This is a genomic window from Psychromicrobium ferritrahens, from assembly GCF_043789415.1.
In the GTDB taxonomy this organism is placed as follows: Bacteria; Actinomycetota; Actinomycetes; order Actinomycetales; family Micrococcaceae; genus Renibacterium.
This window is the reverse complement of sequence record NZ_JBDLLW010000001.1, coordinates 194,595-207,877: the sequence shown is the minus strand read 5'-3', so window position 1 is coordinate 207,877 and position 13,283 is coordinate 194,595. Positions and strand designations below refer to the sequence as shown.

Sequence of the window (13,283 nt, the reverse complement as noted above, 5' to 3'; positions counted from 1 at the left end):
AAGCTGGCCATGCCGTCGCTGTCATCCATCATCGACCCTTCGGGGAATCTGGGCTTCCGGCGCGGACTTCGACTCAGATTGCTCGGTCTGAGCGACCAGGCAGAAACCGGCTTCTTCATTCGGGCCCTGGAAAGAGAGGGTCTTGGCACTGGACTCGATGAGCTGACGATTCGGCAGCTGGGCTTCTTCGTCTGCCGGGCTGATTTGGAGGAGGAGCTGATCAGGTCTCTGGCGCCCACGGGGGTCGAAAAACTGATCGCCCAGCAAGGAGATTCACGCTCCTGGAAGATCCTGCAGAATCAGCCGGCTCAGCGGGAGCGCAGCGTCCACGAGCAGCTTCATCGCTTTATGGGAACCACCAGCGGGCGCAAAGAGCACTATGCGAGGGTGATGGCCGAAGCCCTTGAACTCAATGAGCTTCCGAAACCCCTCAAGGAACTACTGCAAGCCATCTGAGCTCGAAGCGCATTCTGGATCCATCGCCGAGAATGTCCGGTAGCTCACAGCGCGGCAACACCCGATGTCCATAGAATCGAAGAAGTCTAGGAGAGGACAGTATGAGCAACGTCGCAGATACCATCGTGGAAACCCTGGCCGCCAGCGGAGTGAAACGGGTTTACGGAATTCCCGGTGATTCACTCAACGGCTTTACCGATGCACTCCGTACGAGCGAGTCGGTGGAGTGGGTTCACGTTCGACACGAGGAAGCTGCTGCCTTTGCCGCAGCAGCAGAAGCCGAACTGACCGGTGACCTAGCGGTCTGCGCCGGTAGCTGCGGGCCGGGCAATCTGCATCTCATCAACGGGCTCTTCGACGCGCAACGTTCCCGGGTCCCGGTGCTGGCCATTGCAGCGCATATCCCCAGCTCTGAGATCGGCACCGGCTATTTTCAGGAGACGCATCCCCAGGAACTCTTCAGGGAGTGCAGTGTCTACGTTGAGCAGGTTTCAACGCCGGAGCAGATGCCCCGGGTCTTGAATATCGCAATCCGTGCCGCGATTGAAAAACGCGGGGTCGCCGTGATCGTGATCTCCGGTGATGTCGCGCTGGCGAAAGCCACTCACCAAGCCGTCAGTCGAATTGAGCCGAGCCGCTCGGAAACTGTTCCAGCTCACGCTCAGCTCGAGCAGGCGGCCTCGCTTCTCAACGATTCATCGAAGGTCACCATTCTCGCTGGGGCCGGAGTCAACGGGGCACACGACGAAGTGGTCGAGCTGGCAGGAGTGCTGCAGGCGCCGATCGTGCATGCCCTGAGAGGCAAAGAGTTCATCGAATACGACAACCCTTATGACGTCGGCATGACCGGACTGCTCGGTTTCGCCTCGGGGTATCGGGCGATGGAATCCTGCGACACACTGCTCGTGCTCGGTTCAGATTTCCCCTACCCACAGTTCTACCCGGATCAGGCGCAGATCATCCAGATCGATATCCGCGGCGAGAATTTAGGGAAACGGGCACCGATCACCCTGGGTCTGCGCGGCGGCGTCCGAGAGAGCATTGCCTCGCTGCTGCCCTTGCTGAAGGCCAAAACCAAGGGCAAGCACCTTGCCGCCGCATTGAGTCATTACTCGAAGACTCGTCAGAAACTGGATGATCTGGCCACTCCCCGGGGTAAGAATCAGGCAATCCACCCGCAGTACCTGGCCCGCCTGATCGATGAACTCGCCACTGAGGATGCGGTCTTCATTCCCGACGTCGGCTCCCCCGTGGTGTGGGCCGCCCGATATCTGAGCATGAACGGGCGGCGTAGACTGATCGGCTCCTTCAATCACGGGAGCATGGCGAATGCTCTCTCTCAGGGGATCGGAGCTCAGGCCTCGCAGCCGGATCGGCAAATCATCGCTCTTGCCGGGGATGGCGGCCTCACGATGCTGCTGGGAGAGTTGATCACTCTGACCCAGAACAAATTGCCGGTCAAAGTCGTCGTTTTTAATAACTCCTCCTTGAATTTCGTGGAGCTGGAGATGAAAGCGGCGGGATTCGTCAACTATGGAACCGAACTCAAAAATCCCGATTTCGCGGCTGTCGCCGAAGCCATCGGTCTCAAAGGCATCAGGGTTGAAGATTCCGCAGACTTGGAGGGTGCTCTGGCTGAAGCTTTTGCCCATGACGGCCCCGCCTTGATCGATGTGGTCACCGAGCGGCAGGAGTTGTCAGTGCCGCCTGCGATCACCGCGGAACAGCTCAAAGGCTTTGCGCTCTATGCTTTGAGGACGGTGATGTCGGGTAAAGGCGATGAGCTAGTCGATCTGGCGAAGAGCAATATTCGGCAGATCCTCTGACTCCGGGTGTTTTCACGTCGATGAAAGCGCTCCGGAAGAAAGCCCTGAACGGAGCTGGAGCCCGCTCACGAAGCTCTGTGCTGGAGCAAGGCACGTAGGCTGCGTGGTGCGCGGCCGGTGATGCGCTGCACGGTATCGGTGATTCGGTCCTCGGATCCTTCGGCGATGCTGCGATCCATTCCAGCCAGCAGCGAAGCGAACTCCAGCGGAAGTGAGGCGGCGATCCGATCCCTCATCTGCTGATAGGACAATCGGCGGTGAATCACCGGATGGCCGATGGCGGCTGCGACGATACTTGCGACGTCGTCATAGCTCAGGGTTTCCGGGCCGGTGAGGATGAGATCGGTATTCAGTGATGGTTCATCAAGCAGGGCGCGTACCGCGACTGCCGCAATATCGGCGGCGTCGATAAACCCGACCCGCCCGTCATCGGTGGCGCTCCAGATGGTTCCCTCCTCACGAATGCTGAGTGCGTGCGGATGTGCCTCAATGAAGTTCTGCATGAACCAGGAAGGTCGCAGGACGGCCCACTCTTCGAAGATCTCGGGCAGCGCCTGGTGCACCAGCCCGACCGCGGGACCGCCCGGTTCCACCGCGGATGCGCTCAGCAGAACCGCGCGTTGCACACCGGCTTCCTGGGCTTGCGCCAGGAAGGGCAGCATCACTGCGGCGGGGTCGTTATCACCCACTGGAGGTACCAGATAGAGACGTTTGACGCCTTTGAGTGCTGCGGTGTGGGTTTCGGTGTTGTACCAGTCGAATTGAACCGCCTCCGTTCCGGCAAGAGCGGTGCCTTTACGACTAGCCGCCCTGACGGGAAGCCCCAGAGCGGCTAGATCTGCGGTGACCCGGCTACCAGTGTTCCCGGTCGCCCCGACCACCAGGGTGAGATTCTTGGTGGTCACTGGGCAGCTCCGGAGAGATCGACCCCGGTGGTCATAATGTTCAGAGGGTTCCAGTAATCGCGATACTGGACGATCTGCTCGTTCCGCACCGTCACCACAGCGATATAGCGCATATCGTAAGGCGCATCGCTCTCCACTAGCCTTCCCACGGCACGCTGTTCAACGATGATGGTCTCGGGATCCGTGCTCTGGTGAATCCGGACCTCGGGAAAGTCAGCGAGATCGATCTGATCAGGGTAATCACGCATATAGTCTGCGACGGCGGCCTTGCCGTTCAGTCTGGTGGGCCAGCCGGGCGGCGCGAAGGGGAACTCCATGACGGCGTCCTCGGCCCACAGATCGACCCAGGCTGAGATGTCTTTTTCAAGCAATAACTTCAAGCTTCCTCGGTAGAGCTCTTGGGGAGATCGGATGGCGGTCATGGAATTCCTCCAGGTCTGTAGCAGAATCTGTTGAGTAAGTCTGACTAAAATAATACGGACTGACGGTCCGGATTGTAAAGTGAGGTGTGGTATGCCTGAGCGCAAGCCGCGCAAGGACGCAGTGAACAACCGGAAGCTCGTGCTGGCCGCTGCGGACGCGCTCTTTGCCCGCCGCGCGCGGCCCCAAGAGGTCACGATGGACAGCATTGCCGCGGAGGCCGGGGTTGGCAAGGGGACGCTTTTCCGCGCTTTTGGTGATCGGACCGGCTTGTTGCGAGCGGTTTATCAGGCTCGACTTGAACCGATCATGCTCTGCGTTGCGAGCGGTTCTGGTCCATGGGGTCCTGAGGTTCCAGCGCGCGAGCGGATCCCAGCACTGTTGGACGCCCTGCTATGTTTCAAACTCGACAATCGCAGCCTGATGCTGGCCCTCGAAGAGGCTGATAGTGCGAGTCTCTATCTGTCGGCGCAGTACGGTCAATGGCATGATCTGCTGCGGGGGTTGCTGGCGCAGCTTCCCGGCACAATTGACAGCGCTTTTACCGCGCATGCTCTGCTCGCAGCCGTTCGTGCGGACCTCGTGGAGCACCTGGCGAGTGAGGAAGATTTCTCGCGCGAAGATCTGCGGGAGCAGCTGGCGGTTTTTATCCGAACCGTTCTCAGTGCTCGAACCGCAGTCTAAGGTTCTTGATCGACCTTTCCACCCATCGATTTACCTCGGGTCCAGTAACCTCGCGCTTTTAGCAGGCTCTTTGAGGCTCCTCGTTCGAGAACAATGCGCCTGAGCTGTTTCACAGTATGGCTCTCGGCGGCAATAAAACACGCCCAGTGATCCAGCCGCAGATCCCCCAGTGCTTCGATGACCGCAATGCCACCGGGGCTCTGGGCAACCCATTTCACCTCCGTGGCGGTCGGCAGTCGGCGGTCCGCTTCGTTAGCCGCTTCCAGAATCACGGTGACCGGACCTTCGATGCTGGCGCAGATCTCGTTGATTGCCGGCAGCGAGGTGGGGTCCCCGATCAGCAGGGTTTGCGGAGCCTTCCCCGGAGAGAAGGCGTCTTTACCGGTGTAGAGCGTCGCGCTCAACCGATCCCCCGCACTGGCCTGCTGTGCCCAAGCCTGAGCCAATCCGGGCCCGCCGTGCAAGTAGAACTCGATGGCGAAAGTATCGTCGGCGTGATTTAGCTCGATGGCGGTATAACCGCGCTGATAGCGACCCTTATCCCCCGGAATCCAGAGTCGCAGCCAGACTCCCGGGTGCAGCCCCTGCCGGGACATGAATTCGGCGCAGTGAAAGCGAACTTTCCGCAGATTCTCAGCCACTGCCTCATTCGACAGCACCTCAAGCTCAAAATCCGCGGCCCGATAGGCCTTGAGCAGCGCCCGTTCAAATCGTTCCGCCATGCCCATCCCCTGAATAATGTTAAGTAAGGCTAACCTAACATTACTCAGGGTCTTCGAGGAAGGCTCTTGGTTCTCCGGAATCCGTGAAGGATCTTATTTGGTCGAGAATGCCGCGTCGAAGGATGCTGCGCTGGGAGTGATGGTGGCTAGTTGCTTCACCAGGGACAGGGATTCCGGTGCGCCCACCAAGCGGTCCATGCCAGCGTCCTCCCATTCGATGCTGGTCGGGCCAACGTAATCGATCGAGTTCAGCATCCGGAATACCTTGCCCCAGGGCACCTCACCGTGGCCGGCGGTGACGAAGTCCCAGCCTCGCCGCGGATCACCCCAGGGCAGTAAGGAGCCCATCCGGCCATTGCGGCCGTTGAGCTGGGTGACTGACTCCTTCACGTGCACGTGATAGATCCGGTCTTGGAAATCCTGCAAAAAGACTAAGGGATCCAGGTCCTGCCAGATGAAGTGCGAGGGATCGAAGTTCAAGCCGAAGCCCGGGCGGTGATCGATCGCCTCCAGCGTCGCTTTGGTGGTCCAGTAGTCAAAGGCGATTTCTGAAGGATGCACTTCCAAGGCGAAGCGCACCCCGACTTCGTCGAAAACGTCGATGATCGGATTCCAGCGATCCGCAAAATCCTGATAGCCACGCTCAATCATGCTTTCCGGCACCGGCGGGAACATCGCAACGGTCTTCCAGATGGCTGAACCGGTGAAGCCGGTCACGGTCTTGACGCCGAGCCTCGCTGCCGCTCGAGCCGTCATTTTGAGCTCTTCGGCCGCGCGCTGCCGCACTCCTTCCGGCTCTCCATCGCCCCAAACCCGAGAGGAGACGATTCCCTGATGCCGTTCGTCGATGGGGTCGTCGCACACGGCTTGCCCGTTGAGGTGGTTTGAGATGGCGAAGACCTGAAGATTGTTCTGCTCCAAGATGTCGAGCCGAGTCTTCAGATAGGCGTCATCCTCCACGGCGCGCCAGACATCCAGATGATCTCCCCAGGAGGCGATCTCCAGGCCGTCGAAGCCCCATTCCCCAGCGCGGCGCGCCACTTCTTCGAACGGTAGGTCTGCCCACTGGCCGGTGAACAAAGTGATTGGACGCGCCATGAAAAACTCCTCGATTGCTGGTGCCTTCGACGCTATCGCCGTGGTTTCGGATTATCAACTCTTAACCGCGGAAAGCCGCCGAGAGAATTCGGCGGCTTTCCGGGTGAGATTCGGAACTGACCTAAGCTGCTCAGTCGCTGGTCGGGTAGAGGCTGTTCAGCCAATCCTGCCAGCTGGCTTCTGCCGTTTCACCCTTGAACTGGTGGATTGCCAGGCCGACCACGGAGCCAAAGGCATCGCGGCCGAAGAAGCGATAGAGCGCCTGTTCGGTGCGAATCCCGGCAAAGTGCTCAGTGGAATAATCAAGTACTCCGCTGACCTCGCCCTTCCCCGGCACGGTAAAGCTCACCGCTTCGCCAACCGATGCTTCCGAGGCTCCGATAGCTCGCTGCAAAAGAGTGAAGGACCCGGCAGTGGCTGAGCTGGCCGGTCCCTGCACATCTGCGTACTCGGCCTGCTGGCCCGCGAAGTGCTCAACGTATTCGGCCAGCGTGTGCTGATAGAACTCGGTATGCTTCAGTACGCCGTCGTATTGATTCGCCCACGCCGAGTCATCCATATCCTGTAAGAAGATACCGGCGTGCATATAGCGCACCCAAGTCTTGCCATCGGAGCGTTCTTCGATCTGATAATCCAGAGTGTTATAGAAGCCACCTTCGCCTTCCATGTGATTGGCGTAGTGTGTGGGAGGCTCCCAAGCGGTCACCACGGCGCCCCAAGGGCCTGTTCCCCCGAGTTTAGGCTCCATCTCAACCGGCCAGAGCCAGCCGGAGTTGCCGGTGGTCACGGCATCCCACACTTGCTCGGGGGTGCCCTCAATGGGGGTTTCAGCGTGGACTTCGAATTTCCTGCTCATCTTCTTACTCCTGTTTCTATGGTTGAAGTTCGATGTTTTTAGTGCTGTCCGGGGTTTTCAGGCTCGGATGAAGCGCAAATACCATCCGGTGACGGCGCCCGCCAGGGCTTTCGGCGTCGTGATACTTCTCCGCCAGAGCAGCCACCTGCTGGCTCAGCTCCTCGATGAAGGCCGCTCGGCTGGCCAGACTGGCAAAGCGGACCTCGCCGTCCAAAGCGAAGGTTGCGAGTTCCTGCCTAGCGGCCTTTGCTCCTTTCAGCAGGCTGCCGACATCGTGAATCAAAGTGGCAGCCAAGGAGATCAGCCAGCGAGCGGAGAAGTGATCGGGCAGCTCCCCGGGGTTCGGGCGAAGGCTGTCCAGGGCCTGCGGCGAAATCACGAAGCTGGCGGCCACGGCTTGCAGCAGCCGCTCATTGGTGTTTCCCTTGCGTCGTTCCTCAATGAGCTCCACTAAGCCGTGTTGTTCGAGCATCTTCAGGTGGTAATTCACTTTTTGTCGTGGCAGCCCCAATCTCTTGGCGAGCATGGTCGCGGAAGTCGGTTCGCGCAGGCCCGCTAAAAGGGCTGAACGGATCGGGTCCAAGGTGGCTTCCGCCGCCGCTGGATCATCGATAACCGCGAGCTTTTCCATGCTCTCCATTCTGCTTCCGACAAAATATATTGTCAAGAAATATTTATATTTCGGTTGGATGAGGGATCTAGAGTTTGGGTATGAACCTTTTTCCCTGTCACTTCGTCATAAGGCTGTGGAGGGGGAAATGAATTCATCGAGCCTGGACGCTCAGCAGCAGTTGCTGCATGCCCTCTATGAATCCCATGCCGCCGACCTGGAGCGTTTCGTCACCCGGCTCACGGGAGATCATAAGCAGGCCGAGGACATCATCCAGGAAGCCCTGTTTCGGGCATGGCAGCGTCCCGAGGTATTGGCACGGCCCGAAGCTGCGGTGCGAGCCTGGCTATTCACGGTTGCCAGGAACCTCGTGGTAGACCATTGGCGAAGCGCCAGGAATCGGCATGAAATCGGCACCGACCAGCCTCCGGAGGAGAGCCAGACAGACGCCACAGACCGAGTTCTGGACTCCTGGCTGATCTCCGAAGCGCTTTCCGTGCTTTCCGCTGAACATCGCCAGATCCTGCTTCACGGCTACTATCGCTCGCTCTCAGTCCGGGAGATCTCGGCCGAACTGGGCATTCCCGAGGGCACCGTCAAATCCAGAATGCACTACGCCTTAAGGGCCATGAAATTGGCCCTGCAAGAAAGAGGGGTGACCCAATGAGCCAGCAAGAGCCCGTGGGTCGGCATAATGATCGTTTTGCTGAATGGGATGCCGCCTATGTGCTGGGCAGCCTCTCCCCCAAAGACCGACATGATTTCGAAGAGCACCTCTCGCTCTGCGGATCCTGCCGGAAGGCCGTCACCGAGCTAGCGGGCCTACCCGGCATCCTCGCCGCGCTGCCTGTCGGGCAGGCCGAGGAATTGCTCGCTCCGCCGCCTCCGCCGCACCAGAGCGCAGCTGAAGTGCTGCCTTTACTCGCCGATCGGGTTCGCCGGGACAAACGGCGTAAAAGACTCTTCACCGCGGTGGCAGGCCTGGCAGTCGCTGCCGCAGCCGTCGCGGTCACCGTGGTGGTGGTGCCCAGGGAGAGCCAGGCTCAGACTCAGCAAGCTCTGGCGGTTCCGCTCAACTTCACCGCGGTGGATGCCGCTAACTTCACGGTGACCGGCAAAGCTTTGCCGGTGGCCTGGGGAACCCAGCTCGAATGGGTCTGCAAGCATTTCGACGGCGGATCCGGACAGCCCTATTATGGCTCCGGTTCTAATTCCTATCAGTTAGTGGTCACCGATAAACAAGGGCAGGAAACCGTGGCTGCCAGCTGGAAATCGACCAAGGACCCGGAGATCTTCCCGGTGGCCACCATTATGGTTCCGGTGAGCCAAATCGCGAAGATCGAAGTTCGCTGGGCGGACACCGGAGAGGTTGCTGTTCGAGCTCAGCTCTAGACCGCCGTGAAACTCGAGCTGCTTGGCCGATAGTGGGTTACCACGTTGCTGACGTCGAGCTGGCAGGCGAGTTCGACGTCGTCCATGAATCCCCGTTCGATCAGTTCCTGGCCGCTGGGCGAACGCTGGATTACCGCCGGAATCTCCTCTTCTACCGCCTGCAGGCTGGCGAGTGAAAGACGCGCTGCATCGGAAAGGGTCAGGGCGCTGCCCCTCGAGCTGGAGAGCGCGCTGATCAGCCTGGCAGCGCCGATCAGATCCTCGATGGCGGGCCGGTAAGTGCCATCTGGCCAGTACTCCCCCGCCGCAATGCTGACCACTCGTGGTGAATTCAGCCCTACCAGGTATTCGGCCGTGGCCAGCGAATTCCGTAAGCAAGCCGCAAACACTTCGGTACCGCGGTCGGCTAGCGCCGCACTGATGGTTGCACCATTCGGTGATGGCAGGACGAGTCGGGCCGGCAGCGGTTCAGCTGCTCCGGCGATCGAGGAAGGTGAGAGCGTCAAGCTCTCGCGTTGCTGACGTGAGCCGGCCAGCGAGGCTCGCTGCTGCTTAGCGTAGTCCGCTGCGCCCGCAGAGCGTGAAGGATAGGGAAGTACTTCGATACCGCGCTGCACTGCGATCTCCACGGTGGTGGAGAAACTCAAAATGTCGTGTACCACAGCGATGCTGTGTGGCTCACAGATGGCTAAGGCTCCGCTGAGACCCCAGGCAAAATCGATCTGCACGCTCGTTCCTCTCCTGGTCTGATCTTGGCCCGGATCCGCAGCTCGCTAGGAACCGGCTGGCTCGGCGGATTTGCCGAGCCAGGGTGTTGCACTGCTAGCCTGCGAGGATGGCATTCACCCCCGGCACCCCTCAGTCTGCCAGCACTGCGCCTCAACGAGGCTTGATCGGCTACGCCTTTCTCGCGGACCTGATTCTGGTCTTGGTTTTCGCCGCCATCGGCAGGGCCAGCCATCAGGAAGAGAACCTGGTACTCGGAGTGCTGCTCACCGCATGGCCTTTTGTAGTGGGGGTATTGCTCGGCTGGTTAGCGGCTCGGCTGTGGCGCGCTCCGCTCCGGCTGTGGCCCCACGGGGTCTGCCTCTGGCTGATCACAGTACTCGCCGGAATGGTCTTGAGGATCCTCAGCGGGAAAACCGCTGAACTGAGTTTTATCCTGGTCGCCGGGATTGTGCTCGGGGTGTTCTTACTGGGGCACCGGGTGATCGCCGGTTATCTGACGCGCCGCAAAACTCGTCGCTTGGGTTAGTCTGGGATGGTGATTACCGCATTCGTTCTGATCAAGACCCGTGTCGACCGGATTCCCGAAGCAGCTCAGGAGATCTCCGAGATCGAAGGTATCAGCGAGGTCTACTCGGTGACCGGGGAATGGGATCTGATCGCCGTGGCCCGGGTGGCTCAGCATGAAGCGCTGGCTGATGTGATCGCGGATCGGCTTTCCAAAGTTGAGGGCGTTCAGGCTACTACCACCCATATCTCGTTTCGAGCTTATTCCAAGCACGATCTTGACGCCGCGTTCTCACTGGGCTTCGAGCACTGATTTCTCAGCGCGGTCAGTCCAACTGAAAGGGCCTGAGCACTCGGCTTAGTTCTGAGCGCTGAAAATAGCCCAGCGCTCAAGCGCTGCCTGGGCCTGGCCGCCGTCGATAGCCGCTTCCGCTCTGCGTAAAGCAGCGGCTAGTCGATCTTCTAAGTTGCCCTGGTCTTCCGGGTCGAAGGCCACCAATCCGGCGGCCGCATTGAGCAGCACGGCATCTCTCACCGCGCCCTTGGCTCCGGCGAAAGTCTCCTTGGCGACCCGGGCGTTAAACTCCGCATCCTGCCCGCGTAGCTGGTCGATGGTGGCCCGCGGAATCCCTAGATCCAGAGGATCCAGCCGTGACTGGTGGACTTCGCCGTGCCGGATTTCCCAGATCGTCGAGGCGCTCGTGGTGGTGAGTTCGTCCAAGCCGTCTTCTCCCCGAAATACCAGGCCACGACTGCCATGGGCCGCCAGTACCCCGGCTACTAGTGGCGCCATCCTGGCATCGGCGACTCCCACCGCGGAGGCTGCCACCCGGGCCGGATTAGTGAGCGGACCGAGGAAGTTCAGCGCTGTGGGGATCGCCATCTCACGCCGTGGCACCGAGGTGTAGCGGAATGAAGGATGGAAGACCTGAGCGAAGCAGAAAGTGATGCCGACTTCTTCGACGGCGCGCGCCACGGCGTCGACCGAAAGATCCAGGCGGACGCCGAGCGCTTCCAGGACATCAGCCGAACCGGCAGCGGACGAGGAAGCCCGGTTGCCGTGTTTGACCACCCTGACACCGGCACCCGCACAGACCAGGGCGGCCATCGTGGAGATATTCACAGTGTTCAGCCGGTCGCCGCCGGTGCCCACGATGTCGAGCGCCTCACCACTGACTTCGAGCGGCTTGGCGTGCGAGAGCATCGCCTGAGCCAATCCGGAAATCTCACCGATGGTCTCGCCCTTTGCCCGAAGTGCTACCAGGAACCCGGCGATCTGTGCGTCGCTGGCGTTTCCAGCCATGATGGTGTTCATCGCCCATTCGGTCTGCTGAGAGCTCAAATCGTGCCCGTTGATGAGCTCGGTCAGCAGTAGCGGCCAGCTCGGATGCGGGGTATTTTCGGGAACCATCACGTGACGATGCTACCGAGGTCTGAGCGTGAGCGGCCAATGTGACCATCCGATGGAGTTGCGGAACTTCCGTGAGTTTTCGCACGTTTGTAGAAAAAGATGCGTTCATAGGCATTTTGCATTGGGCACTGAGCAGTTTTATAGACATAATGTCTATGTGACGTCTGTGACCCAAAACCCAAGCGCCCCGGCACACCCCACGCTGAACCGTCCGAACATGGTTTCCGTGGGAACCGTCGTCTGGCTTTCTAGCGAGTTGATGTTCTTCGCCGGGCTATTTGCCATGTATTTCACGCTCCGCTCCACCTCGGGCCAGTTGTGGAACGAGGAAGCTGCCAAGCTGAACTTCCCCTTCGCGCTGATCAACACCATCGTGCTGGTCTCCAGTTCCTTCAGCTGCCAGATGGGCGTCTTTGCCGCAGAACGATTGCAGGCCCGCCGTACCGGCGGTCTGTTCGGCTTCGCCCGCTGGGGCATGGTCGAGTGGTTCTTCCTGACCTTCATCCTGGGCGGCATCTTCGTCGCCGGCCAGTCCACTGAGTACGCCATGCTGGTCAGTGAGCACGTCACGCTTTCATCTAACGCTTATGGCTCGGCCTTCTACATGACCACTGGCTTCCACGGGCTGCACGTCCTCGGTGGCTTGATCGCCTTCCTGTTCATCATCGGACGTGCTTACGCGGCCAAGAAATTCGGTCACTTCGAGGCCACCAGCGCAATCGTGACCTCGTACTACTGGCACTTCGTTGACGTGGTCTGGATCGGCCTGTTCCTCGTGATCTATGTGCTCAAATAAGCTCAGTTTTCCACCAGCGGAAGAATTCAAGCCCCGGCTCATGGAAGCCAGTCAGACCAGAAGTAAAGGAAGCACCCGGTGAAGGCACTTTCACAGAAAAGACGGCATCCACTAGCCGTCCTCGCACTACTGTTGATGGGCTTGTTGCTCACCGGTGGTCTTTACACCCTGGCAACCTCGGTCAATCAGGCCAAGGCGGAGACCACCAGCTACAGTGCGGACGAGGTGAAAGAGGGCGAGAAGCTCTTCATCGCCAACTGCGCCACCTGCCATGGGATGGGCGCAAGCGGCTCTGCCGCCGGACCGTCCCTGGTCGGAGTAGGCGCCGCTGCCGTTGACTTCCAGGTGGGAACCGGCAGGATGCCGCTGCAGGCCCAGGGCCCGCAGGCGCAGCAGAAGCCAGCCCAGTTCAACGAGGAGCAGACCAAGCAACTCGCTGCCTATGTCGCTAGCCTGGGCGCTGGCCCTTCGGTGCCATCCGCTGAATTCCTCGATGGCAAGGGCGATGCCGCTGAGGGTGGCGAGCTGTTCCGGGTGAACTGCGCAATGTGCCACAACGCTGCCGCCGCCGGCGGTGCGCTGACCCAGGGTAAGTTCGCGCCTTCGCTGGCCGGAGTGACTCCGAACCATATCTACGAAGCCATGATCACCGGCCCGCAGAACATGCCGGTGTTCAACGATGCCAACATCACTCCCGAGCAGAAGCGCAATATCATCACCTTCCTGGAGACGATTGAGAAGAACGGCTCCCCCGGCGGTAACGATCTCGGCGCCCTGGGCCCGGTTTCTGAAGGCTTGTTCGTCTGGATCGCCGGTCTGGGCCTGGTTATCGCCTTCACTATCTGGCTGACTTCACGCACTTCCTAAATTTTGG

The 13,283-nt window shown here is 60.0% G+C and carries 17 protein-coding genes; 9 read left to right on the top strand and 8 right to left on the bottom strand.

All coding sequences use genetic code 11. The annotated features are described in order from the left end of the window. The first annotated feature begins 9 nt into the window (after positions 1–9). Complete coding sequence (locus ABDK06_RS00965) at positions 10–456, top strand: hypothetical protein (protein WP_394937993.1); 447 nt, start codon at positions 10–12, stop codon at positions 454–456. Positions 457–557: 101 nt separating this feature from the next. Further along, the gene (poxB, locus tag ABDK06_RS00960; protein WP_394937991.1) at positions 558–2,282 is read left to right on the top strand and encodes a ubiquinone-dependent pyruvate dehydrogenase; all 1,725 of its coding nucleotides are present in this window, start codon (positions 558–560) and stop codon (positions 2,280–2,282) included. A gap of 65 nt (positions 2,283–2,347) precedes the next feature. On the opposite strand, the gene ABDK06_RS00955 is transcribed toward poxB, so the two are convergent. Beyond that, a complete protein-coding gene (locus ABDK06_RS00955) occupies positions 2,348–3,187 on the bottom strand; it encodes an NmrA family NAD(P)-binding protein (RefSeq protein ID WP_394937989.1) in 840 nt (279 codons plus the stop codon). Further along, positions 3,184–3,609 (bottom strand): nuclear transport factor 2 family protein, encoded by a 426-nt coding sequence (locus ABDK06_RS00950; RefSeq protein WP_394937987.1) that lies wholly within the window; start codon positions 3,607–3,609, stop codon positions 3,184–3,186. Before ABDK06_RS00950 ends, ABDK06_RS00955 begins: the two co-directional genes overlap by 4 nt. Before the next feature lie 91 nt (positions 3,610–3,700). Between ABDK06_RS00950 and ABDK06_RS00945 the strand changes: the two genes are divergently transcribed. Next, positions 3,701–4,291: a TetR/AcrR family transcriptional regulator gene (locus tag ABDK06_RS00945; RefSeq protein ID WP_394937985.1), complete on the top strand. Its 591-nt coding sequence runs from the start codon at positions 3,701–3,703 to the stop codon at positions 4,289–4,291. Here the strand turns inward: ABDK06_RS00945 and ABDK06_RS00940 are convergent. The 4 genes from ABDK06_RS00940 to ABDK06_RS00925 all read right to left on the bottom strand — a co-directional run bounded on the left by ABDK06_RS00940 (position 4,288) and on the right by ABDK06_RS00925 (position 7,598). Then, positions 4,288–5,013, bottom strand: coding sequence for a siderophore-interacting protein (locus ABDK06_RS00940; RefSeq protein ID WP_394937983.1), 726 nt, complete (start codon positions 5,011–5,013; stop codon positions 4,288–4,290). The two genes, ABDK06_RS00945 and ABDK06_RS00940, sit on opposite strands and share 4 nt — an antisense overlap. A gap of 93 nt (positions 5,014–5,106) precedes the next feature. Continuing rightward, positions 5,107–6,111 (bottom strand): sugar phosphate isomerase/epimerase family protein, encoded by a 1,005-nt coding sequence (locus ABDK06_RS00935; RefSeq protein ID WP_394937981.1) that lies wholly within the window; start codon positions 6,109–6,111, stop codon positions 5,107–5,109. A gap of 130 nt (positions 6,112–6,241) precedes the next feature. Continuing rightward, positions 6,242–6,967: an SRPBCC family protein gene (locus ABDK06_RS00930; protein ID WP_394937979.1), complete on the bottom strand. Its 726-nt coding sequence runs from the start codon at positions 6,965–6,967 to the stop codon at positions 6,242–6,244. Positions 6,968–6,983: 16 nt separating this feature from the next. Next, a complete protein-coding gene (locus ABDK06_RS00925; RefSeq protein ID WP_394937977.1) occupies positions 6,984–7,598 on the bottom strand; it encodes a winged helix-turn-helix domain-containing protein in 615 nt (204 codons plus the stop codon). 127 nt (positions 7,599–7,725) lie between these two features. Between ABDK06_RS00925 and ABDK06_RS00920 the strand changes: the two genes are divergently transcribed. Next, positions 7,726–8,244, top strand: a complete 519-nt coding sequence (locus ABDK06_RS00920) for a sigma-70 family RNA polymerase sigma factor (RefSeq protein WP_394937975.1) — start codon at positions 7,726–7,728, stop codon at positions 8,242–8,244. Next, positions 8,241–8,969, top strand: a complete 729-nt coding sequence (locus ABDK06_RS00915; RefSeq protein WP_394937973.1) for an anti-sigma factor family protein — start codon at positions 8,241–8,243, stop codon at positions 8,967–8,969. The genes ABDK06_RS00920 and ABDK06_RS00915 overlap by 4 nt, the downstream gene beginning before the upstream one ends. On the opposite strand, the gene ABDK06_RS00910 is transcribed toward ABDK06_RS00915, so the two are convergent. Beyond that, positions 8,966–9,697 (bottom strand): 2-phosphosulfolactate phosphatase, encoded by a 732-nt coding sequence (locus tag ABDK06_RS00910; protein ID WP_394937971.1) that lies wholly within the window; start codon positions 9,695–9,697, stop codon positions 8,966–8,968. The two genes, ABDK06_RS00915 and ABDK06_RS00910, sit on opposite strands and share 4 nt — an antisense overlap. Before the next feature lie 107 nt (positions 9,698–9,804). On the opposite strand from ABDK06_RS00910, the gene ABDK06_RS00905 reads away from it, so the two are divergent. Together ABDK06_RS00905 and ABDK06_RS00900 are read left to right on the top strand one after the other, a co-directional pair. Beyond that, positions 9,805–10,224: a DUF3054 domain-containing protein gene (locus ABDK06_RS00905; RefSeq protein ID WP_394937969.1), complete on the top strand. Its 420-nt coding sequence runs from the start codon at positions 9,805–9,807 to the stop codon at positions 10,222–10,224. 9 nt (positions 10,225–10,233) lie between these two features. Beyond that, positions 10,234–10,515, top strand: coding sequence for an Lrp/AsnC family transcriptional regulator (locus ABDK06_RS00900; RefSeq protein WP_394940766.1), 282 nt, complete (start codon positions 10,234–10,236; stop codon positions 10,513–10,515). A 45-nt stretch (positions 10,516–10,560) separates the two neighbouring features. Here ABDK06_RS00900 and trpD read toward each other — a convergent pair whose 3' ends face one another. Beyond that, entirely contained in the window at positions 10,561–11,616 is a 1,056-nt protein-coding gene (gene trpD / locus ABDK06_RS00895; protein WP_394937967.1) for an anthranilate phosphoribosyltransferase, read from the bottom strand. A gap of 154 nt (positions 11,617–11,770) precedes the next feature. Between trpD and ctaE the strand changes: the two genes are divergently transcribed. Continuing rightward, positions 11,771–12,409, top strand: a complete 639-nt coding sequence (ctaE, locus tag ABDK06_RS00890; protein ID WP_463401499.1) for an aa3-type cytochrome oxidase subunit III — start codon at positions 11,771–11,773, stop codon at positions 12,407–12,409. Between the two features lie 78 nt (positions 12,410–12,487). Beyond that, positions 12,488–13,276 carry a cytochrome bc1 complex diheme cytochrome c subunit gene (gene qcrC / locus ABDK06_RS00885; protein ID WP_394937963.1) on the top strand — a complete coding sequence of 263 codons (789 nt, stop codon included), beginning with the start codon at positions 12,488–12,490 and terminating at the stop codon, positions 13,274–13,276. Positions 13,277–13,283 lie beyond the last annotated feature (7 nt).

Bases quoted from the DNA above. Each gene is read 5' to 3' on its own strand.
- ABDK06_RS00950 (WP_394937987.1), bottom strand. From the start codon at position 3,609: ATGACCGCCATCCGATCTCCCCAAGAGCTCTACCGAGGAAGCTTGAAG.
- ABDK06_RS00930 (WP_394937979.1), bottom strand. From the start codon at position 6,967: ATGAGCAGGAAATTCGAAGTCCACGCTGAAACCCCCATTGAGGGCACC.
- ABDK06_RS00935 (WP_394937981.1), bottom strand. From the start codon at position 6,111: ATGGCGCGTCCAATCACTTTGTTCACCGGCCAGTGGGCAGACCTACCG.
- ABDK06_RS00920 (WP_394937975.1), top strand. From the start codon at position 7,726: ATGAATTCATCGAGCCTGGACGCTCAGCAGCAGTTGCTGCATGCCCTC.
- poxB (WP_394937991.1), top strand. From the start codon at position 558: ATGAGCAACGTCGCAGATACCATCGTGGAAACCCTGGCCGCCAGCGGA.
- ABDK06_RS00945 (WP_394937985.1), top strand. From the start codon at position 3,701: ATGCCTGAGCGCAAGCCGCGCAAGGACGCAGTGAACAACCGGAAGCTC.
- ABDK06_RS00905 (WP_394937969.1), top strand. From the start codon at position 9,805: ATGGCATTCACCCCCGGCACCCCTCAGTCTGCCAGCACTGCGCCTCAA.
- ABDK06_RS00965 (WP_394937993.1), top strand. From the start codon at position 10: ATGCCGTCGCTGTCATCCATCATCGACCCTTCGGGGAATCTGGGCTTC.
- ABDK06_RS00940 (WP_394937983.1), bottom strand. From the start codon at position 5,013: ATGGCGGAACGATTTGAACGGGCGCTGCTCAAGGCCTATCGGGCCGCG.
- ABDK06_RS00915 (WP_394937973.1), top strand. From the start codon at position 8,241: ATGAGCCAGCAAGAGCCCGTGGGTCGGCATAATGATCGTTTTGCTGAA.
- ABDK06_RS00925 (WP_394937977.1), bottom strand. From the start codon at position 7,598: ATGGAAAAGCTCGCGGTTATCGATGATCCAGCGGCGGCGGAAGCCACC.